Genomic DNA, 21508 nt, shown 5'->3' with positions numbered 1-21508 from the left:
GTGCGTGCACTCTGCTGGCTGGCGCTGTGGCTGCCCCTGCTCGCTGAAGCGGGGCAGGCGCCCCTGCAAGTGGCGTGGCGCACCAGTCAGGGCGACCAGCTGTTGCAGTTGGACCGCGAGCAGGTGCTGGCGCGCGGCAGCTTGCCGAGCCAGCTACAGGCCCCGCTGGGCAGCTTATGGAAACTGTTTGTTTACGCCTATTTGGTGGATAACCAGCAGGACGATCCTGGCTATACCTGCAGCGGCCAGGACCGCGAAGAAGTCTATTGCTGCCAGGCCGGCGAGCGCATCGACCGCGACCAAGCCTTGGTCAAGTCGTGCGGTTTGTATTTCACCCCGGTGCGTTTAGGACTACAGGCTGGCGAGTGGCAGCGCTACTGGGCGGCGCGCCGAGCGCCGACCTGGTTGCTTGACCTCGACCGTCTACAGCCGCAGCGCCGAGTCGCGGTGAGCGAGTTGCTTGAGGTGCTCGCCAATCTACCGGCCCAGGCCGAGGCGCGGCGGGTGTTGCTTGATGTGCCGCTGCATGCACCCGATGCGGCGGTGCTTGGTGCTCTCGGCGGACGCCTACGGGTGAAGACCTGGAGTTGGCTGGCCGATGACGATGCACAGGCCCGCCAAGGCGGGTTTGCCGGCTGGTTGGTTGATGGCACGCCGCTGTGGGTCGGTGGCTCCGGTACCAGTCAGAGCATTCTGCGCAACTATGCCGAGGTGCTTGGGCGCACGTTGCCGGCCCCTTGGCCACAGGAGTTGGGTGCCTGCGTGGAGGTGGCATTGTTTGATCGTTACCCGCTGCGGCAGGTTTACCCGCTAGACCGCACTGCAGTCAGTGGCGAGCTGCGTGGGCACTATGAAGTGGAGTTTGCCAATGGCAACCGCTTGCCCATCGAGAGCACCGGTGAGTTGTTTCTTCTGCGCGACGGTGCCCAGGTGCGTCTTGTCGCACGCCTGAGCCGTGAGGAATATGTGGCGCGGGTACTGGATCGCGAGGCTGCTGCGCACCCTGCAGAGGCCGCCAAGGCCCTGGCGGTGACCATTCGCAGCTACCTGCTGCAGAACGCCGAGCGGCGTGGCGAGTGCCTGGCCATACGCGATAGCAGTGCCAGTCAGCGCGTCGCTCCCCGTCCCGCTTCAGCCACTGCGCGTGCCATCGCCGCGTGGACGGCGGACCTGGTGCTGGCGGGCAGCGCCGTGACCTATCACGCCGACTTGCCCGGCCCTGAGCGTCTCGTGTGGAGGCAGGCGGTGGAGCAGGCCGAGTCGGGGCTGCGTTACGACACCATTCTGGCCCGTGCTTTTCCGCGCGCCAGCCTCAGCCGCTGGGATAAGCCGGTAGCCGCCTGCCAGCCGCTGGATGCTGCCGAGGGCTGGTTGCACGCGCAGCGCAGGCAGTGGCGTGCGACCCTCGATGGTGAGCCGGGCTACAGCGAAACCGCGCAGTTCACCGTATGCCGCCTGCTTTCCGGGAATCCTTATATCGACCGTGAGCGTCGCCGTATCTACGTGCGTGGCTTACTGTCGCTGCAGGATCGACTCGACCTGACGCACGAATACCTGCACTTGGCCTTCGAAGCTCACCCCAATGGCCAGGACGAGGACTACATCGAACGCCTCGCCCGTCACCTGCTTCTGGAATAGACCCCATGACCCTTCGTTTGCGTTCTACCGCCCTGTGCCTGATGGCTTTATTGCCGATAGTTGCCTGGGCCGAAATTCGTCTGGACACCCCGCGTAGTGGCTGGCGCCAGGGCTCGGCAGAGGGTGTGCACTTTATCCAAGAAGTTAACTATCCGGCGTCCTCGGTCAACAGTGCGCCAGATCAGGCCGATACCGCGCGTATTCGCGGGCAGATCAATGGCGTTAGCAAGGGGGATGGCGCGCCGGCGCGGCTGATCGTCAACGGCATCAGCATGCCGCTCAAGGTGCAGGAAGATGGCGGCTTTGACCGTCCATTCGTGTTCCCGGCCGGCAGTAATAATGTCGAGGTGCGTAGCCCGGATGGACAGCAGGCGCGCCGCGTGCAGTTTTACCACCAGGGCAGCGGCGAGACGCCGGCCAAATTGCGTGTGGTGCTGTCCTGGGACAGCGACAACACCGACCTTGATCTGCACTTGGTGACGCCCGACGGCGGCCATGTTTGGTATGGCGACCGTTCACTGGCTAACGGGGCGGCGCTGGATGTCGATGTGACCAGCGGTTTCGGCCCGGAAATGATCGCCTCACCAACCCCGCTCAAGGGGCAGTACCTGGTCTATGTCAATTACTACGGTGGAGCGGGCAACCCGGAATCGAGCCTGACTGTGGCGCAGATCACCCTGATCAGTGAGGAAGGCACGCCAAGCGAGAAACAGCAGTCGTTTCTGGTGCCGATGCGCGCCGCGGGCGAGCTAACACTCGTCAAACAATTCAGTTATCCGTGATCCCCGTCAGCTGAGCGGTGCCTATCAATAAGCACCGCTAGGGCCGGTGATTCCCAGGTTAGAGCTCAGGTGCTGACGCTTGCCAGGCCTCGATAACCTCTTGGGCGGCGCGAAAAGCATCGATGGTCGCCGGCACGCCGGCATACACCGCGCAATGCAGCAGCGTCTCGCGAATCTCCTCCACCGTGCAGCCGTTATTCAGCGCGCCGCGCACATGGCCCTTGAGCTCTTGCGGGCATTTCAGTGCGGTCAGCGCCGACAGGGTGATCAGGCTGCGGGTCCTGCGATCCAGGCCTTCGCGGGTCCAGACGCCGCCCCAGGCGTGCTCGTTAACGAAATCCTGCAGCGGCTGGGTAAAGTCAGTGGCGTTACCCAGGGCGCGGTCGACAAAGGCATCGCCCATCACTTCGCGGCGCGCTTTCAGGCCTTTCTCGTGGCTATCGTTCATGGTTCAGGTCGCCTCATTACGCTGCTTGCGCCACGCGCGGCCGGCGATGATCACCAGGGTCACGGCGGTTAGCGGCAGGGCGTAGCCGAGCATGGCGTTACCGAAGGATTCGGCGAACGGTTTGCCGGTGGAGAACAGCACCAGATAAACCGTGTAGGCTGCGTAATAAGCCAGAAACAACAGGCCTTCCCAGCGATTGATACGGTAGCCACTGAAGAAAATCGGCAAGCAGGCTACAGCCACGGCGATCATCACCGGGAAGTCGAACGCTAAGGCATTGGCCGCCACGTTGATGGCCTGCGGTGAAACCATCGACGCCAGGCCCAGCACGCAGAGCAGGTTGAAGATATTGCTGCCGACAATGTTGCCCACGGCGATATCGCGCTCGCCTTTAAGGGCGGCTGTGATCGAGGTGGCCAGTTCTGGCAGAGAGGTGCCGATGGCGACCACGGTCAGGCCGATCACCAGTTCCGACAGGCCCAGGGTGCGGGCCAGGCTGACGGCGCCTTCAACCAGAAAGTTGGAGCCGCTGACCAGCAGCACCAGGCCGGCAATAATTAAACCCAGATTGATCGCCCAAGCGTAGGGCTTGGCGGGTTCGTCGAGGCCGAACTCCTTGGCGAACTCATCATCTTCGTTAACGTCTTTACTGCGACGCGAACTGATGATCAAAAAGGCGGTGTAGCTGATGATGCCAGCGAACAGCAAAGCGCCGTCGAGGCGGCTGAGGCTGCCGTCCCAGGCCAGGGCATACACCACCAGGCTAGCGCCGATCATGATCGGCACGTCCAGGCGGATCAGTTGGCGTGAAACGATCAGGGGGGCGAACAGTGCGGTCATGCCGAGAATCAGCAACACGTTGGCGATGTTGCTGCCAACCACGTTGCCGATGGCCAGGTCGCCACTGTTGTTGAAGGCGGCTTGTACGCTGACGGCGGTTTCTGGTGCGCTGGTGCCGAATGCGACGACAGTGAGGCCGATTACCAGCGGTGGAATGCCGAACTGTGCGGCCAGTTTGGCGGCGCCGCGCACCAGAACTTCGGCGCCGGCCACCAGCAGCACCAGGCCAGCGATCAGGTAAACAAAGGTCATCAGGGTCATTGCAAGGGGCTCCAGAAAAGTGGCGTTAGTTTAATCATCGGCTTGCGGTGCGTCAGAGGGCAGCTCTGCGCGCCATCACCTTCTTTTGTAAGCGCCTGTGTTTATTGTGTCAGTTGCTGCACGCGCACCGGCGCTATGCCGTCGCGCAGCATGCCCAGTTGCTCAGCGGCCTTTTTCGACAGGTCGATGATGCGTTTTCTGGCGTAGGGGCCGCGATCATTGATGCGCACCACCACGCTCTTGTCATTGCGCAGATTGGTCACCTTTACCAAGCTGCCAAATGGCAGGCTACGGTGCGCGGCAGTCAGTGCGTGCTGGTCGAAACGTTCACCGCTGGCGGTTTTATTGCCATGGTGGCGTGCGCCGTAATAGGACGCCTGACCCTCGGCGCGATAACCGTTTGGGTCGATTTGACTGTGGCTGGCGCAGGCACTGAGTAGCAGGCTGGCGATGGCAATCAAGATCAGGCGCATAGAACCTCTGCTGGTTTTGGCGTGTTGTTGGGTATCGCTGTGCTCAGGCTCCGCGCCTCGCCCCATCCTACGAGTAAAACAACGCCGGGCTAGCCCGGCGTTGTTATTACAAGCCATCCTTGGCCTGCCGTCGGCTGACGCTGCGGTTTAGCCTTCGAGCTTTTTCTTCAGCAGTTCGTTGACCTGCCCGGGGTTAGCCTTGCCTTTCGAGGCCTTCATCGCTTGGCCGACGAAGAAGCCAAACATCTTGCCGCGCTTGGCTTCGTCGCTGGCGCGATACTGTTCGACTTGCTCGGCGTTGGCCGCCAGTACCTCATCCAACATGGCTTCGATGGCTTTGGTGTCGGTGACCTGTTTGAGGCCCTTCTTCTCGATCACCTCGTCAGCCGTTGCACCTTCGCCGGCGGCCAGGGCTTCAAAGACCATCTTGGCGATCTTGCCGCTGATGGTGTTGTCCTTGATGCGCAGGATCATGCCGCCCAGTTGCTCGGCGGACACTGGCGATTGTTCGATCTCCAGGTTGTCCTTGTTGAGCAGGCTAGACAGCTCCCCCATCACCCAGTTGGCGGCCAGCTTGGCATCGCCACACACACCGTTGACGGCCTCGAAGTAGTCGGCCAGTTCACGGCTGGCGGCCAGTACGTGGGCGTCGTAGGTGCTGAGGCCGAACTCGGCTTCAAAGCGCGCGCGCTTCTCGACCGGCAGCTCCGGCAAGGTGGCGCGAATTTCGTCGAGGAAGCTTTGCTCGATCACCACCGGCAGCAGGTCCGGGCAGGGGAAGTAACGGTAGTCGTTGGCTTCTTCCTTGCTGCGCATGGAGCGGGTTTGGTCTTTGTTCGGATCGTACAGGCGGGTTTCCTGCACCACCTTGCCGCCGTCTTCGATCAGCTCGATCTGCCGTTGCACTTCATGGTTGATGGCTTTTTCGATAAAACGGAACGAGTTGACGTTCTTGATCTCGGCGCGTGTGCCGAATTCGGTTTGGCCAACCGGGCGCACCGAGACGTTGCAGTCGCAGCGCAGTGAGCCTTCGGCCATGTTGCCGTCGCAGATACCGAGGTAGCGCACCAGCGCGTGCATGGCTTTGACGTAGGCCACGGCTTCTTTTGCCGAGCGGATGTCCGGCTCGGAGACGATCTCCAGCAGCGGCGTGCCAGCGCGGTTGAGGTCGATGCCGCTCATGCCGTGGAAGTCTTCGTGCAGGCTTTTACCGGCGTCTTCTTCGAGGTGCGCGCGGGTGATGCCGATGCGCTTCTGCGTGCCGTCTTCCAGGGTGATGTCCAAGAAACCCTTGCCGACGATGGGGTGATCCATCTGGCTGGTTTGGTAGCCCTTGGGCAGGTCTGGGTAGAAGTAGTTTTTACGGGCGAAGATGTTGCTTGGCGCGATTTCGGCGTCAATGGCTAAGCCGAACTTGCAGGCCATGCGCACCGCTTCGGCGTTAAGCACCGGCAGGGTGCCCGGCATGCCGAGGTCAACCAGGCTGGCCTGGGTGTTGGGCTCGGCGCCAAAGGCGATGGCGCTGGCAGAGAAAATCTTCGATTGAGTGCTGAGCTGGGCGTGGATTTCCAGCCCGATTACGGTTTCCCATTGCATGCGTGTCGTCCTCAGAATCCAGCCGGAGCTTGGGTGTGCCAGCCAGTGACCTGTTGGTACTGGTGAGCGACGTTGAGCAGGCGGCCTTCCTGGAAGTAAGGAGCGAGCAGTTGCACACCGACCGGCAAGCCATCGATGAAGCCCGCAGGCATCGACAGACCGGGGATACCGGCGAGGTTGGCGGTGATGGTGTAGATGTCTTCCAGGTAAGCGGCGACCGGGTCGTTGTTTTTCTCGCCGAGCTTCCAGGCCAGGTTTGGCGTGGTTGGGCCGAGGATCACGTCGACGTCGTTGAAGGCGGCGACAAAATCATTCTTGATCAGGCGCCGGATCTTCTGTGCCTTCAGGTAGTAAGCGTCGTAGTAGCCGGCGGACAGCGCGTAGGTGCCGACCATGATGCGCCGCTTCACTTCCGCACCGAAGCCCTCGCCGCGCGAGCGCTTGTACAGGTCTTCCAGGTTCACCGGGTTCTCGCAGCGATAGCCGAAGCGCACGCCGTCGAAACGCGACAGGTTGCTGCTGGCTTCGGCCGGGGCGATCACGTAGTAGGCGGGAATCGCGTGCTGCATATTCGGCAGGCTGATCTCTTTAACCGTGGCGCCGAGCTTTTTCAGCTCTTCGACGACTGCCATGACTTTTTCACCGATGCGCGCATCGAGGCCGGTGCCAAAGTATTCCTTAGGCAGACCGATACGTAGGCCGCTCAGCGGTTGGTTGAGTGCTGCCAGGTAATCGTCGACTGGTTGGTCAACGCTGGTGCTGTCCTTGGCGTCGAAACCGGCCATGGCCTGCAGCATCAGGGCGCAGTCTTCAGCGTTGCGCGCCAATGGGCCGCCTTGGTCGAGGCTGGAGGCGTAGGCAATCATGCCCCAGCGCGAGACGCGGCCGTAGGTCGGCTTGATCCCGGTGAGGTTGGTCAGCGCCGCCGGCTGGCGAATCGAGCCGCCGGTGTCGGTGCCGGTCGCAGCGGGCAACAGGCGCGCCGCAACGGCTGCGGCTGAGCCGCCACTGGAGCCGCCCGGAACGCGGCTTAGGTCCCAGGGGTTTTTCACCGCGCCGTAGTGGCTGGACTCGTTGGCCGAGCCCATGGCGAATTCATCCATGTTCAGCTTGCCCAGGGCCACCGTGCCAGCGCTGGCGAGTTTGTCGACCACGGTGGCGTTATACGGGGCTTTGAAGCCGCTGAGGATCTTCGAGGCGCAGCTGGTCAGCACGTCTTGGGTGCAGAACAGGTCCTTGTGGCCAATCGGTGCGCCGAGGAGCGCGCCGTTTTCGCCTGCTGCACGGCGGGCGTCGGCGGCCTTGGCTTGGTTCAGCGCCAGTTCTTCGGTAACCGTAATAAAGCTGTTGAGCTGCGGGTCGAGTTGGGCGATACGCGCCAACAGGTTGCGGGTCAGCTCTTCAGATGAAAATTGCTTGTCGGCGAGTCCGCGGGCGATCTCGGCCAGAGTCAGTTGATGCATGGCTAGGCGTTTCCCTTACTCGATGACTTGCGGAACCAGGTACAGGCCGTTTTCCACGGCAGGAGCAATGGCTTGGTAAGCCTCGCGCTGGTTGCGTTCGGTGACCTGGTCGGCGCGCAGGCGCTGAGTGGCTTCCAGCGGGTGCGCGAGCGGCTCGATGCCGTCGGTGTTGACGGCCTGCATCTGGTCAATCAGGCCGAGGATATTATTGAGGGTCTCGGTGGTACCCGGAATATCGGCTTCGTTCAGGCCCAGTCGAGCCAGATGAGCGATCTTCTCCACGTCGGAGCGTTCAAGCGCCACAGGTTTCTCCCTAAATATGAAAGTGGCGCAGTTGCTGGCCACTTTTGGAAATGTGAACGGGTTACCATGCACAGGTGCGCAGGGAACAGATAGTGATGAATGGCGGTCATAGGCCGCGATGATGGGCCGTAAAGCCCGTAAAAACCGGCAATCTAACATATTGGCGCCTTGCTCAAAATCCCTGCCGTTGTTAGAGTTTGCCGCACTTTTTTACCCACGCGTTGCCTAGGGTCCTTATCCCATGTTCAAAAAACTGCGTGGCATGTTTTCCAGCGATCTGTCGATTGACCTGGGCACTGCCAATACCCTGATTTATGTCCGCGAGCGCGGCATCGTCCTGAACGAGCCGTCTGTCGTGGCTATCCGCACCCACGGCAACCAGAAGAGCGTGGTAGCGGTCGGCACCGAAGCCAAGCGCATGCTCGGTCGCACCCCCGGCAATATCGCGGCTATCCGACCGATGAAAGATGGCGTGATCGCCGACTTCAGCGTCTGCGAAAAGATGCTGCAGTACTTTATTAACAAGGTTCACGAAAACAGCTTCCTGCAGCCATCGCCGCGTGTGTTGATCTGTGTGCCATGCAAATCAACCCAGGTCGAGCGCCGCGCTATTCGTGAGTCGGCTCTCGGTGCCGGTGCCCGCGAAGTGTTCCTGATCGAAGAGCCAATGGCAGCGGCCATCGGTGCCGGCTTGCCGGTTGAGGAAGCCCGCGGTTCGATGGTTGTCGATATCGGCGGCGGTACCACTGAAATCGCGCTGATCTCGCTGAACGGTGTGGTGTATGCCGAATCCGTACGTGTCGGCGGCGACCGTTTCGACGAAGCCATCATCACCTACGTGCGTCGCAACTATGGCTCGCTGATCGGTGAGTCCACAGCTGAGCGCATCAAGCAAGAAATCGGCACCGCTTATCCGGGTGGCGAAGTACGTGAAGTGGACGTGCGTGGCCGTAACCTGGCTGAAGGCGTACCGCGTAGCTTCACCCTGAACTCCAACGAAGTGCTGGAAGCGCTGCAAGAGTCCCTGGCGACCATCGTGCAAGCGGTTAAAAGCGCGCTGGAGCAATCGCCGCCTGAGCTGGCTTCCGACATCGCCGAGCGTGGCTTGGTGTTGACCGGTGGCGGCGCATTGCTGCGTGACCTGGACAAACTGCTGTCGCAGGAAACCGGCCTGCCGGTTATCGTTGCCGAAGATCCGCTCACCTGCGTTGCACGCGGTGGTGGTAAGGCGCTGGAAATGATGGACCGTCACACCATGGACCTGCTGTCCTCGGAGTAACGCGTCAGTTGCAGGCCAGCCGGTTGTCCGGCTGGCGCAATGTAGGTGCCGCACTTTCCTATTGAGCCTAAGCTGCAACCGGGTCTTACCCCGCTTGCAGCTTTTGTTTTGCTGGCTGATGCCGTGAGGAGCTGCCGATCAAACCGCTATTTGCCAAAGGACCTTCGCTGGGTGTGCGCCTGTTGGTGTTCACTGTGCTGTCGGCTGCGCTGATGGTGGTCGATGCTCGTTTCACGCTGTTACAGCCGTTGCGTGCGCAGTTGGGCTTGATTGTTGAGCCGGTTTACTGGGCTGGTCGATTGCCGGTGCGGCTGTGGGAGGGGGCTACGCAGGAGCTGAGCACACGCAATGAATTGGCCGCTGAGAATGAGAAGCTCAAGGCTGAGCAATTGATGATGCAGCGCCGCTTACAGAAGCTGGCGGCGCTGACCGAACAGAACGTGCGCCTGCGTGAGCTGCTCAATTCGGCGGCCTTGGTTGATGATGAGGTGCTGGCCACCGAGCTGATCGGCATCGATCCCAACCCGTTTACTCACCGCATTCTGATCGATAAAGGCGAGAAGGACGGCGTGGTGTTGGGGCAGCCGGTGTTGGATGCGCGCGGCTTGATGGGCCAAGTGGTCGAGGTGATGCCTTATACCTCGCGGGTGTTGCTGCTGACGGACACCACCCACAGCATTCCGGTGCAGGTCAATCGCAATGGTTTGCGTGCCATCGCCAGCGGCACCGGTAATCCGGAGCGTCTGGAGCTGCGCCACGTTGCCGATACGGCCGACATCAAAGAAGGCGACCTGCTGGTCAGCTCCGGCTTAGGTCAGCGTTTTCCAGCGGGTTACCCGGTGGCCATGGTCACTGAAGTGATTCATGACTCCGGCCAGCCCTTCGCGATTGTGCGGGCGATGCCCACTGCAATGCTCAACCGTAGCCGCTACATGCTGCTGGTGTTTACTGATCCACGCACGCCAGAGCAGCGCGCTACCGAGTCGGCGCAAGCCCAGGAAGCGCTGGACCGTGAAATTTTGCAGCAGGCGCAGCCTGCCGTTGATGCGCCAGTAGCGCCCGCCAATCCACCGGAGGCAGCGCAATAATGGCCGCGCGTTCAAGCAATACCTGGGTTGTCTGGCTGACCTTTGCGCTGGCGTTTCTGCTGAGCGTATCGAGCATGCCTAAATTCATGGAGCTGGGTCGGCCGCTGTGGCTGGCGCTGTTTCTGACTTACTGGGTGCTGGCATTGCCGCACCGTGTGGGCATGACCACAGCTTGGGGCGTCGGCCTGTTGGCGGATGTGCTCAATGGCACCTTACTTGGCCAGAATGCGCTAATCCTGACGCTGATTACCTTCCTGGTGCTGACCCTGCATCAGCGCCTGCGCATGTTCCCGATGTGGCAACAGAGCATGGTCTTGCTGGTGGTGTTTGGTCTGGCTCAGTTGGTACAGCTGTGGCTGAATGCCCTGACCGGCAGTCGTCCGCCAACCTTGGCGTTCGTGTTGCCGGCGCTGGTTAGCGCCTTGCTCTGGCCTTGGGTTTGCACCCTTTTGCGTGGGCTGCATCAACGTCTGGGCGTCAACTAAGCAAGGCATCTTGGCCTTGCGTTTATCCGACAGGGAGAAGTCAGCATGGCCACCCTTTATCTCGCTTCCGGATCGCCGCGTCGCCGTGAGCTGCTGACGCAAATTGCCGTGCCCTTTCGCACACTAATCGCCCCAATTGATGAAAGTGCATTGCCAGACGAGTCGCCAGTCGCCTATGTAGAGCGTCTGGCGCTTGCCAAGGGGCAGGCTGGACTGGCGGAATTGATCGACTCTCAGGACGCTGTTGTGCTCGGTGCTGATACGGCCGTGGTGCTCGACGGGCGCATTCTCGGTAAGCCCGCCGATCGTGATGAGGCGTTGGCGACCCTCAGTGCGCTGTCTGGACGCAGCCATCAAGTGCTGACGGCCGTAGCGCTAGTGAGTCGCGAACGGGTCGCTTCACGGGTGGTCACAAGCCAAGTAACGTTCCGCGCGCTGAGCCTGGCTGAAATTGAGGCCTATTGGGCTAGCGGCGAGCCGCAGGACAAGGCTGGGTGTTACGGTATTCAAGGTCTGGCGGCGGTGTTCGTCAGTCAGTTGCACGGCAGTTATTCGGCGGTGGTGGGTTTGCCGTTATGTGAGACTGCTGCGTTGCTCGCAGAATTTGCTATTCCGTGCTGGCAGTCGTTGCCAGATCACAGTCAAGAGGTTGCGGGTCGCGGGTGAATGACCGCCTTTATCGGCGCTGATTCCGGGCTTTCAGCTTTATCTCAGAAGAGATGAGCGCATGAGTGAAGAGATCCTGATCAACATCACGCCGATGGAATCGCGCGTGGCGGTGGTGGAAAACGGCGTGTTGCAGGAAGTACACGTTGAGCGCACGCAGAAGCGTGGCATCGTCGGCAATATCTATAAAGGCAAAGTGGTGCGTGTGCTGCCGGGCATGCAGGCGGCCTTTATCAACATCGGCTTGGAACGTGCCGCGTTTATTCATGCGGCGGAAATTTCCAGCCGCGAAGGCTCTGCAGTGGAGAGCATCAGCGCGCTGGTGCACGAAGGCCAGAGCCTGGTCGTGCAGGTGACCAAGGACCCGATTGGCAGCAAGGGCGCCCGCCTGACCACGCAGCTGTCCATTCCGTCGCGGTACCTGGTTTACATGCCACGCACAGCGCACGTCGGCATCTCGCTGAAGATTGAGGATGAGGCTGAGCGCGAACGCCTCAAGCAAGTGGTGACCGATTGCGTGGCCGCCGAAGGTATTGAAGAAGCCGGCGGTTTTATCTTGCGCACCGCCGCCGATGGCGCGGGTGCCGATGAAATTCTGGCGGACATCCGCTACCTGCGTCGCCTGTGGGAGCAAATCGCCACGCAGATGAAGGTCGGCTCGACGCCGCTGGTGATTTACGAAGACCTCAGCCTGGCCCTGCGCACCCTGCGTGACCTGGTGAGCCCGAAGATCGAGAAGATTCGTGTCGACTCGCGTGAAACCTTCCAGAAAATTACTCAGTTCGTTGCTGAGCTAATGCCTGAAATCGCTGATCGTCTCGAGCATTACCCTGGAGAACGGCCGATTTTCGACCTCTACGGGGTCGAGGATGAAATCCAGAAGGCGCTGGAGCGTAAGGTGCCACTTAAATCGGGTGGCTACCTGATCATCGACCCGGCCGAGGCGATGAGCACCATCGACGTGAACACCGGTGCCTTTGTGGGCCACCGCACGCTGGAAGAGACCATCTTCAAAACCAACCTGGAAGCCGCCACGGCGATTGCCCGCCAGCTGCGCCTGCGCAATCTAGGCGGGATCATCATCATCGACTTCATCGATATGGAAGATGAGGAACACCAGCGCCAGGTGCTGCGCACCCTGGAGAAACAGCTGGAACGCGATCATGCCAAGACCAATATCATCGGCATCACCGAGCTGGGCTTGGTGCAGATGACCCGCAAACGCACCCGTGAAAGCCTCGAGCAGGTGCTGTGTGAGCCGTGCAGTTGCTGCCAGGGCCGCGGCAAGCTGAAAACCCCGGAAACCACCTGCTACGAGATCTTTCGCGAAATTCTGCGCGAGGCGCGGGCCTATCAGCCGGAAGGCTATCGGGTGTTGGCTAACCAGAAGGTGGTTGATCGCTTGCTCGATGAAGAGTCCGGCAATGTCGCCGATCTTGAGGCATTTATCGGTCGCACCATCAAGTTCCAAGTTGAGACCATGTACTCCCAGGAGCAATACGATGTGGTGTTGCTCTGACATGCGTACATACCGCCCGAGTGTGAACTGAATGCAGGTCTTTGCGCGCGGTTTTGCCCTGCTGCTGCGTGGCGCACTGGGTTTTTGCGCCTTGGCACTGGTGCTGGCGGCCCTGTATGTCAGCCTCGGCCGCGAGTTGGTGCCTTTGGTGGCCGAATACCGCCTGGAGGCCGAAGACAAAGCGCGTGAGGCGTTGGCGATGCCGGTGAAAATCGGTGCATTGGAAGGCCTGTGGCAGGGCTTTTCTCCGGTGTTCACGGCCCATGACGTGGCGATTGGCGAGGGTGGCGCGGCGCTGCAGCTGGACCAGGTGCGGGTGGTGCCCGATGTGCTGGCCAGCCTGTTAGCGCGCCAAGTTCGAATTGCCCGGTTAGAGCTCGACGGCGTGCAGCTGGTGGTGGCGCAAAGTGAAGACGGTAATTGGTCGCTCAAGGGCTTGCCCCCGCGCAGCGAGCCCGCGCCCTTTGATCTGGCTCAGGTGTTGGCCCAGTCACAGGCGGTTAAGCGGCTGTCGCTGCTCAATAGCCAGGTGACCGTGCAGGCCTTCAATCAGCCGGTGCGTACCTTGACCTACGTCAACCTCACCGTGCGCAATGGCAGTGCTCGACAGCGCCTGGATGGTCGTGTGCTGCTACCGGATGGCCAGCCACTCGCCCTGCAAGTGCGCACACGTTTGCGTGCAGAACACTGGCAGAAGGCGGAAGCCGATGTGTACCTGAGCCTGCCGCAAAGTGATTGGGCGGCCTGGGTGCCGGCGAGCCTACTGGCGCAGTGGCGGCTTGAGCAGCTGCAGCTCGGTGGAGAGGTCTGGCTGAGCTGGGCCAAGGGCGGTGTACAGCGCGCTGTCAGCCGTTTGCATGTGCCCCAGCTCAAGGCCGGTTATGCCAAGCGCAAATCAATAGCACTGAACAATGTGGCCCTAAATGCCTATTTCACCCGTACGGAGTCGGGTTTCAAGCTGTTACTGGATGATCTGGCGTTCAGTCGCGATGACAAGCGCTGGGGTGAGGTGAGCCTGGCACTGACCCAGCAGGCCGAGAGCGCCGAAGTGCAGGAGCAATGGTTGCTCGGCATCGACCGCCTCGATCTGGCGCCGTTGCAACCGCTGGTGGCGGCGCTTGCGCCACTGCCGGATAACGCCTTGGCGCTGTTGGAGCAGCTGGATCCGCACGGCGCGCTGCGCAATATTCAGCTCGACTTGCGACCACAGCTAACTGACAGCAAGCGCTTACAGTTCTCGGCCAACCTAGAACGTGTTGGTTTTGCGGCGTGGCACGGCTCGCCGGCGGCGGAGAATGTCAGTGGCAGCATCGGTGGTGATTTGGGGCAGGGTGAACTGCGCGTCGATAGCGAAGATTTTTCCCTGCACTTTGACACCCTGTTCCCCAATCCCTGGCACTACAAAACCGCCAACGCCCTGCTGACCTGGCAGATTGATGAGCAGGCGTTTACCTTGCGCAGCCCGTATCTGCAGGTGGTGGGTGACGAAGGCCCCGCTGCCGGTGATTTCCTGATTCGTTTGCGCATCGACCCAAGCGAAGAGGACTACATGGACCTTCGTGTGGGCCTGCGTAACGGCGATGCACGCTACACCGAAAAATACCTGCCCAGCCGCTCACCGGGCTTGAGCCATGAGCTGGATGCGTGGTTGAAGACTGCCATTCGAGGCGGTGCGGTAGATGAAGGCTATTTCCAGTACCAGGGCTCGCTGAACAAGGGCGCCGAGAATGCCGCACGCAGCATCAGCCTGTTCTTCGCCGTACATGACGCTGAACTCGCCTTTCAGCCCGGCTGGCCCGCGCTGCGTGAGGGGCGTGGGCAAGTATTTATCGAGGACAGCGGCGTGCGCGTCGAACTGGCTGAGGGGCGTTTGCTCGATAGCCAGGTGCGCAACGCCCAAGCGCTGATCGCGACCTCATTACCTGGCAAGCCGCCGCGCTTGCTGCTAACCAGCGAGCTGAGCAGCAGCGTCAAGGATGCCCTGCATATTTTGCAAAAAGCCCCGATCGGCACGGCAGAAACCTTTGCCGGTTGGAGTGGTGAAGGTGCGCTGACCGGCAAGCTCAAACTCGACTTGCCGCTGCGCAAGGGGCTGGCGCCTGAAGTGGTGGTGGACTTTGCCACGCAAGGCGCGCAGCTCAGCCTGACTAACCCGGCGTTGCAATTCAGTCAGTTACAGGGGGCTTTTCGTTACAACACCGCGAGCGGTCTAAGTGCCCCGGATATTCGCGCCCAGGTGCTTGGCCATGCGGTGCGTGCCAAGGCGTTGGCTGAGGGCAGTCGTGGTAAGGCGCGCAGCCGTATCGAAGCCAGCGGGCAGATTGCTGTCAAGGAACTGAGCACTTGGTTGGGTGTTACTCAGCCGCTGCCGGTCAGTGGCAACCTGCCTTATCGCCTGAACCTCACTCTGGACGGCGCCGACAGTCAGCTGCGTGTGAGCTCCACCCTCAAGGGGGCGGCGATTACTCTTCCAGCACCATTCGGCAAGACAGTGGACGAGGAGCGTGCAACACAGTGGCGCATGAGCCTGGGCGGTCGCGAGCAGCGTTACTGGCTGGATTATGCGCAGTTGCTGAGCCTGACGTTTGCAGCGAGTCCGGGTCAATTTAACCAGGGCCGTGGTGAAATTCGTTTAGCCGACGGCCCGGCAAACCTGCCAGCGGGTCAAGGTTTACGGGTGCGTGGGCGAGTCGCCGAGCTGGATTGGTCGGCCTGGCAACAGGTGTTACAACCTTATGCCAGCGTGCCAGTCAATGATGCGCAGCGTTTGTTCAAAGATGCGCAATTGCACATTGGCCGTTTTAACGGTTTTGGTATCAGCCTCGATACGTTGGCCGTGGGTGTTACGCGCGAGGCTGCGACGTGGATGGTGAGCCTCGACAGTCCGCAGCTGAAAGGCCAGGTTGGGGTGCCGGATGGCGGCCAGGCGCCGATTGCACTGGCGCTCGACTACCTGCGTTTGCCCGCAGCCGCGCCCAAGGCTGCGGTTGAGCCTGTGGTGGACGCGCCAGATGCGTTGGCGGCCGTTGATCCGAGCAGTTTCCCGGCGCTGGATGTGCGTATCAGCGAGGTTTTTCAAGGCGTCGAGCCCCTGGGTAGCTGGTCACTCAAGGCGCGCCCGGTAAGCGCAGGTGTGCGCTTCAGTGAGTTGGACCTCAACCTTAAAGGACTCAAGATTGCTGGGCAGGCCTCTTGGCAGCACACGGCCAACGGTGTGCGTACGGCCTACAAAGGCCGGTTGGGTGGTGCAGACCTGGCCGATGTGTTGATTGCCTGGGGTTTTGCGCCCACGGCCAGCAGCCGAAGCTTTCATCTGGATGTGGACGGTGACTGGCCTGGTTCGCCGGCCTGGTTCGGCCTGAAGCGCTTTAGCGGCTCGCTGGATGCTTCTCTGCGTAAAGGGCAGTTCTCGGAAGTTGAAGGGCCTGCTTCGGCGCTTAGGGTCTTCGGTCTGCTGAATTTCAATTCGATTGGCCGACGCTTGCGCCTGGACTTCTCCGATCTATTGGGCAAAGGCCTGAGCTATGACCGGGTCAAGGGTCTACTGGAAGCCAAGAGCGGCGTGTTCGTAACCCGTGAGCCAATCGCTCTGGAAGGGCCGTCGAGCAACCTTGAGTTGAATGGCACGCTGGATATGACCACAGACCGCATCGATGCCAAATTGTTGGTGACTCTGCCGGTGACTAACAACCTGCCGTTGGCGGCGCTTATTGTCGGTGCGCCAGCTATTGGTGGGGCGCTGTTCATTGCCGATAAGCTGTTGGGTGACCGCGTTGCGCGGTTTGCCAGTGTGCAGTACGACGTCACAGGGCCTTTGAAAAGTCCGGATATCAGTTTCGATAAGCCCTTCGAAAAACCGCAGTAAACCCCCAGCGATTGATAGGCAGCCGTGCAGTCTGCCGCTATGGCTTGTAAGCTCAAGCTTGGTATTGGCATTGAGATAAGGCAGACATGAGCCTCGCAGTTGTTCAAATGGTCAGCCAGGACGATGTCCTGGCCAATCTGGCGCAAGCTCGGCAGTTGCTTGAGCAGGCTGCTGCGCAAGGCGCGCGGCTGGCTGTCTTGCCTGAGAACTTCGCGGCCATGGGGCGGCGTGATCTCGCCGCATTAGGGCGTAGCGAGGCGCTGGGCGAAGGGCCTATCTTGCCCTGGCTGCGACAGGCAGCCCGCGACTTAAAGTTGTGGATCGTCGCCGGCACATTGCCCCTGCCTCCGGACGGTGAACCCGAGGCCAAGGCGCACGCCTGCTCTTTGCTGATCGATGAGTGCGGTCAGCGGGTGGCGCGCTATGACAAGCTGCACCTGTTTGATGTGGATGTCAGTGACAGCCAGGGGCGTTACCGCGAGTCCGATGACTACGCGTTCGGCAGTCAGGTGGTGGTGGCGGATACCCCGGTGGGGCGTCTGGGGCTGACGGTCTGTTACGACTTGCGCTTTGCCGAACTCTATAGCGCCCTGCGTGCGGCAGGTGCGGAATTGATCAGCGTGCCAGCGGCGTTTACGGCTGTCACCGGGGCGGCCCACTGGCAGGTACTGACCCGTGCGCGGGCAATCGAGACGCAGTGCTACGTGCTGGCAGCCGGGCAGGGTGGCACGCATCCCGGCGGGCGCGAAACCTTTGGTCATTCGGCGCTCATCGACCCCTGGGGGCGTGTACTCGCAGAGTTGCCGCACGGGCCGGGCGTGCTGCTGGCCGAACGCGATGCCGTCGAGCAGGCGGCGATTCGTCAACGCATGCCGGTGATGCGACATAAACGATTTTTTGCAGCGGCCGAACCGCGGCTGCCAGGTTTGGAGTAGCTATGAACAATATGTTGGTGTCTGTCAGTGAGCATCTGCTCGGCGCAGGCGGTTTGACCATTGATCACCTGCCCGGCGTTTTGGCTGAGTTGGCCGGGCCGGGAATTGATGCCGCTGACCTGTATTTTCAGAGCCAGGTGTCGGAAACCTGGGCGTTGGAAGATGGCATTGTCAAAGAGGGCAGCTTCAACCTCGATCAGGGGGTGGGGGTGCGCGCCCAGTCCGGCGAGAAAACCGGCTTTGCCTACAGTAACGCGATTACTGCCGACGCCCTGAGCCAGGCTGCGCGTGCCGCCCGCTCCATCGCGCGGGCTGGCCAGAGTGGCCGTGTACAGGCCTTCAGCAGCCCGCTGGTCAAGCCGCTGTACGCGCAGGACAACCCGCTGGATGTACTGGGCCGGGCGGAAAAGGTCGAGCTGCTCAAGCGTATTGATGTCGCTACGCGTGCGCTCGATCCTCGCATTCAGCAAGTCTCAGTCAGCTTGGCTGGCGTCTGGGATCGAGTTCTCGTCGCCGCGACTGACGGCAGCCTGGGTGCCGATATCCGTCCGTTGGTGCGCTTCAATGTCAGCGTGATCGTTGAGCAGAACGGCCGCCGTGAACGGGGCGGGCATGGCGGTGGTGGGCGCACCGATTACCGCTATTTCCTCGAACAAACCAGTAATAACGAAGAACGGGCCATGGGCTATGCCCGTGAGGCTCTGCGCCAGGCGTTGGTCAACCTAGAAGCGATTCCAGCGCCCGCCGGTAGCATGCCCGTGGTGATGGGCGCTGGCTGGTCCGGCGTGCTGCTGCACGAGGCGGTCGGTCATGGTCTGGAGGGCGACTTCAACCGCAAGGGCAGTTCGGCCTACAGCGGTAAAATCGGTGAAAAGGTGGCGTCGAGCCTATGCACCATCGTCGATGACGGCACCTTGTTTGAGCGTCGCGGCTCGCTGAGCATGGACGATGAAGGCACGCAGACCCAATGCACCACGCTGATCGAAAACGGCGTACTCAAGGGCTATATTCAGGACAAGCTGAATGCGCGGTTGATGGGTGTGGCAGCGACGGGGAATGGGCGGCGCGAATCCTATGCGCACCTACCGATGCCGCGCATGACCAACACCTACATGCTCGCCGGTGAAAGTGACCCGGAAGAAATCATCCGTTCGGTGAAAAAGGGCATCTACTGCGCCAACCTAGGCGGCGGTCAGGTCGATATCACCAGCGGCAAATTCGTGTTTTCCACCAGTGAGGCTTACCTGATTGAGGACGGCAAGATTACCGCGCCGGTCAAAGGCGCGACCCTGATCGGCAATGGCCCGGAAGCCATGAGCAGGGTGTCGATGGTCGGCAACGACCTGGCGCTGGACAGTGGCGTGGGGACGTGCGGGAAGGACGGCCAATCGGTGCCCGTTGGTGTGGGTCAGCCGACGCTGAAGATTGATGCGATTACTGTAGGTGGAACGGGCAGCTAAGGGTTCGAAATGGGTTAGCCATGGGGCTCACCCACCTGAATGCAGCGTGCGTAGGTTGGGTTAGCCAAGGCGTAACCCACCCTCAAGGTAAGCTCAACGCAAGCCGCGTTGCGCTTCATCCAGCTCGCGGATGTATTTGAAAATTTTGCGTGAAGCGGCCGGTACTTTGTCTTGCGCCAGTTCGTGCTGGCTCTGACGGATCAGTTGGCGCAAGTGTTGGCGGTCTGCGTCGGCATATTCGCTAACAAAGGCTTCCAGTGTGTCATCGTTACCGTTGATCAGCCGGTCGCGCCAGCGTTCTAGGTTATGGAAGCGTTCGTTGTACTGGCGGGTGGAGGCATCCAGCTGGTCGAGCAGGGTCAGGATGGACTCAATGTCCTGATCGCGCATCAATCGACCAATAAACTGCACATGGCGTTTCTTCGCAGCGTTGGCCGTGTGCTTGGGTGCTTCGGCAAGTGCGCGGCGCAGCTCGTCGGTTAGCGGCAGCTTATTCAGCAGGTCGAGTTTCAGGGTGGTTAGGCGTTGCCCCAGATCTTGTAGCGCATGAAATTCGCGCTTGATTTGGGTTTTGCTCTTCTCGCCGGAGAAGTCGTCAAGGTATTCAGACATGGTGGCGGTCCAATGGAAAACGCCGACATGATAGCAGCAAGTTTCCAGCTGTAAGCGTCTGGCCTGTGTGGCCGCGTTTGCCGCTTATCGTTCAGGAGTGTTTATGAGTGCAGTAGATACCGTCGGCCCGCAGGGCGTGCCGCAATTGCAGGCCCAGGTCGAGCAGATTATTGCCGAAGCCAGAAAGCAGGGTGCGAGTGCCTGCGAGGTGGCTGTGTCGGTGGAGCAGGGCTTGTCTACCACCGTGCGCCAGGGTGAAGTGGAAACGGTTGAGTTCAACCGTGATCAAGGCTTTGGCATCACCCTCTATGTCGGTCAGCGCAAGGGTTCGGCCAGCACCTCGGCCAGTGGTGACGCGGCGATTCGAGAAACAGTCGCCGCTGCTCTGGCCATCGCCAAGCATGCCTCTGAAGATGAATGTGCCGGTTTGGCTGATGCTGGGCTGATGGCCCGTGAGTTGCCGTCGCTGGATCTGTATCACGCCTGGTCGATCACCCCGGAGCAGGCTATTGAGCAAGCATTGAGCTGTGAAGCTGCCGCCTTTGCGGCTGATTCACGGATCAAGAACGCAGACGGCACCACCCTCAATACTCATCAAGGTTGCCGGGTTTACGGCAACAGTCATGGTTTTGTCAGCGGCTATGCCAGCACTCGGCACAGCCTCAGTTGCGTGATGATTGCCGAAGCAGACGGGCAGATGCAGCGGGACTACTGGTATGACGTTAACCGTCAAGGTGAGCTGTTGGCCGATGCGGCCAGCATTGGTCGCCGCGCCACCGAGCGTGCTGTCAGCCGTTTGGGCGCACGCCCGGTGCCAACCTGTGAAGTGCCGGTGCTGTTCGCCGCCGAGTTGGCGGGCGGGTTATTTGGTAGCTTCCTGGCGGCCATCTCCGGCGGCAACCTGTACCGTAAGTCATCGTTTCTTGAAGGCACATTAGGGCAGCAGTTGTTCCCTGAGTGGCTCAAGCTGGACGAGCGCCCGCATATTCCACGTGCCTTGGGTAGCGCGGCCTTCGATGGTGACGGCCTGGCGACTTATGCCAAATCCTTCGTCGAGCGCGGCGAGCTGTTGTCCTATGTGCTGGGCACCTATTCCGGTCGTAAGCTGGGCATGCCTAGCACCGCTAACTCCGGTGGTGTGCATAACCTGTTTGTCAGCCATGGTGATGAAGACCAGAAAGCCCTGCTCAAGCGTATGGGGCGCGGCCTGTTGGTCACTGAGCTGATGGGGCAGGGGCTGAATATGGTGACCGGCGACTATTCGCGTGGCGCCGGCGGTTATTGGGTGGAGAACGGTGAGATCCAGTTCCCGGTTCAAGAGGTCACTATCGCGGGCAACCTGCGTGACATGTTCAAACAGATTGTTGCGGTGGGTAATGATCTGGAGCTGCGCAGTAATATCCGTACGGGCTCAGTACTGATCGAGCGGATGACCGTTGCAGGCAGCTGATTGGCAGGCATAGAAAAGGGGCTGAACGCTTAAGCGCTCAGCCCCTTTTCTATTGGGTGACGTGTTACTCGCCTTCGTCGAAGAAGTTGTTGATCAGTTCGCAGAGTGCGGCGATTGCATCGCCATCCTGTTCACCTTCGGCGTGCAGGTGCACGGTGGTGCCCTTGCCTGCCGCGAGCATCATGACCGCCATGATGCTCTTGCCGTCGACCAGGCTGTCGGGTGTGCGGCCGACTTTGACTTGGCAAGGAAACCGCCCGGCGACGCCGACAAACTTGGCCGCAGCGCGGGCATGCAGGCCAAGCTTGTTGATGATGATGATTTCGCAGGCGGGCATCGCGGCAA

The 21508-nt window shown here is 60.8% G+C and carries 19 protein-coding genes; 11 read left to right on the top strand and 8 right to left on the bottom strand.

Annotation, left to right across the window (positions count from 1 at the left end; translation table 11 throughout):
* Positions 1-1638, top strand: a complete 1638-nt coding sequence (locus D8779_RS15790) for a DUF2300 domain-containing protein (RefSeq protein ID WP_136665446.1) — start codon at positions 1-3, stop codon at positions 1636-1638.
* Positions 1639-1643: 5 nt separating this feature from the next.
* Positions 1644-2420: a YfaP family protein gene (locus D8779_RS15785; RefSeq protein WP_136665445.1), complete on the top strand. Its 777-nt coding sequence runs from the start codon at positions 1644-1646 to the stop codon at positions 2418-2420.
* A 58-nt stretch (positions 2421-2478) separates the two neighbouring features.
* Here D8779_RS15785 and D8779_RS15780 read toward each other — a convergent pair whose 3' ends face one another.
* The 6 genes from D8779_RS15780 to gatC all read right to left on the bottom strand — a co-directional run bounded on the left by D8779_RS15780 (position 2479) and on the right by gatC (position 7804).
* Positions 2479-2868: a carboxymuconolactone decarboxylase family protein gene (locus D8779_RS15780; RefSeq protein WP_136665444.1), complete on the bottom strand. Its 390-nt coding sequence runs from the start codon at positions 2866-2868 to the stop codon at positions 2479-2481.
* A 3-nt stretch (positions 2869-2871) separates the two neighbouring features.
* Positions 2872-3969, bottom strand: a complete 1098-nt coding sequence (locus tag D8779_RS15775; RefSeq protein ID WP_136665443.1) for a calcium/sodium antiporter — start codon at positions 3967-3969, stop codon at positions 2872-2874.
* Between the two features lie 101 nt (positions 3970-4070).
* Positions 4071-4442, bottom strand: a complete 372-nt coding sequence (locus D8779_RS15770; protein ID WP_136665442.1) for a septal ring lytic transglycosylase RlpA family protein — start codon at positions 4440-4442, stop codon at positions 4071-4073.
* A 147-nt stretch (positions 4443-4589) separates the two neighbouring features.
* Positions 4590-6038: an Asp-tRNA(Asn)/Glu-tRNA(Gln) amidotransferase subunit GatB gene (gatB, locus tag D8779_RS15765; RefSeq protein WP_136665441.1), complete on the bottom strand. Its 1449-nt coding sequence runs from the start codon at positions 6036-6038 to the stop codon at positions 4590-4592.
* Between the two features lie 11 nt (positions 6039-6049).
* A complete protein-coding gene (gene gatA / locus D8779_RS15760) occupies positions 6050-7501 on the bottom strand; it encodes an Asp-tRNA(Asn)/Glu-tRNA(Gln) amidotransferase subunit GatA (RefSeq protein WP_136665440.1) in 1452 nt (483 codons plus the stop codon).
* 15 nt (positions 7502-7516) lie between these two features.
* Positions 7517-7804, bottom strand: a complete 288-nt coding sequence (gene gatC / locus D8779_RS15755) for an Asp-tRNA(Asn)/Glu-tRNA(Gln) amidotransferase subunit GatC (protein WP_136665439.1) — start codon at positions 7802-7804, stop codon at positions 7517-7519.
* 241 nt (positions 7805-8045) lie between these two features.
* On the opposite strand from gatC, the gene mreB reads away from it, so the two are divergent.
* From mreB to tldD, 8 genes are all read left to right on the top strand, one after another.
* On the top strand, positions 8046-9083 hold the full coding sequence (gene mreB / locus D8779_RS15750; RefSeq protein WP_136665438.1) for a rod shape-determining protein MreB: 1038 nt from the start codon (positions 8046-8048) through the stop codon (positions 9081-9083).
* Positions 9084-9256: 173 nt separating this feature from the next.
* Positions 9257-10171, top strand: a complete 915-nt coding sequence (gene mreC, locus D8779_RS15745; RefSeq protein WP_240789749.1) for a rod shape-determining protein MreC — start codon at positions 9257-9259, stop codon at positions 10169-10171.
* Positions 10171-10656 (top strand): rod shape-determining protein MreD, encoded by a 486-nt coding sequence (gene mreD, locus D8779_RS15740; protein WP_136665436.1) that lies wholly within the window; start codon positions 10171-10173, stop codon positions 10654-10656. The genes mreC and mreD overlap by 1 nt, the downstream gene beginning before the upstream one ends.
* Before the next feature lie 45 nt (positions 10657-10701).
* Positions 10702-11322 (top strand): Maf family protein, encoded by a 621-nt coding sequence (locus D8779_RS15735; RefSeq protein WP_136665435.1) that lies wholly within the window; start codon positions 10702-10704, stop codon positions 11320-11322.
* A 61-nt stretch (positions 11323-11383) separates the two neighbouring features.
* Positions 11384-12841, top strand: coding sequence for a ribonuclease G (gene rng / locus D8779_RS15730; protein ID WP_136665434.1), 1458 nt, complete (start codon positions 11384-11386; stop codon positions 12839-12841).
* Between the two features lie 31 nt (positions 12842-12872).
* A complete protein-coding gene (locus tag D8779_RS15725) occupies positions 12873-16706 on the top strand; it encodes a YhdP family protein (protein WP_136665433.1) in 3834 nt (1277 codons plus the stop codon).
* An 86-nt stretch (positions 16707-16792) separates the two neighbouring features.
* The gene (locus D8779_RS15720) at positions 16793-17641 is read left to right on the top strand and encodes a carbon-nitrogen hydrolase family protein (RefSeq protein WP_136665432.1); all 849 of its coding nucleotides are present in this window, start codon (positions 16793-16795) and stop codon (positions 17639-17641) included.
* A 2-nt stretch (positions 17642-17643) separates the two neighbouring features.
* Entirely contained in the window at positions 17644-19101 is a 1458-nt protein-coding gene (gene tldD, locus D8779_RS15715) for a metalloprotease TldD (protein WP_136665431.1), read from the top strand.
* Between the two features lie 93 nt (positions 19102-19194).
* Here the strand turns inward: tldD and yjgA are convergent, their stop codons facing one another.
* A complete protein-coding gene (gene yjgA, locus D8779_RS15710) occupies positions 19195-19713 on the bottom strand; it encodes a ribosome biogenesis factor YjgA (RefSeq protein ID WP_136665430.1) in 519 nt (172 codons plus the stop codon).
* A 103-nt stretch (positions 19714-19816) separates the two neighbouring features.
* On the opposite strand from yjgA, the gene pmbA reads away from it, so the two are divergent.
* Positions 19817-21163: a metalloprotease PmbA gene (gene pmbA, locus D8779_RS15705; protein ID WP_136665429.1), complete on the top strand. Its 1347-nt coding sequence runs from the start codon at positions 19817-19819 to the stop codon at positions 21161-21163.
* Positions 21164-21227: 64 nt separating this feature from the next.
* On the opposite strand, the gene D8779_RS15700 is transcribed toward pmbA, so the two are convergent.
* Positions 21228-21500 carry an HPr family phosphocarrier protein gene (locus D8779_RS15700; protein ID WP_136665428.1) on the bottom strand — a complete coding sequence of 91 codons (273 nt, stop codon included), beginning with the start codon at positions 21498-21500 and terminating at the stop codon, positions 21228-21230.
* Between the last annotated feature and the right edge of the window lie 8 nt (positions 21501-21508).

The sequence above is a fragment of the Pseudomonas leptonychotis genome (genome assembly GCF_004920405.1).
Classification (GTDB): domain Bacteria; phylum Pseudomonadota; class Gammaproteobacteria; order Pseudomonadales; family Pseudomonadaceae; genus Aquipseudomonas; species Aquipseudomonas leptonychotis.
The sequence above is the reverse complement of the archived record's forward strand: the minus strand, read 5'-3'. Positions and strand labels throughout refer to the sequence as shown.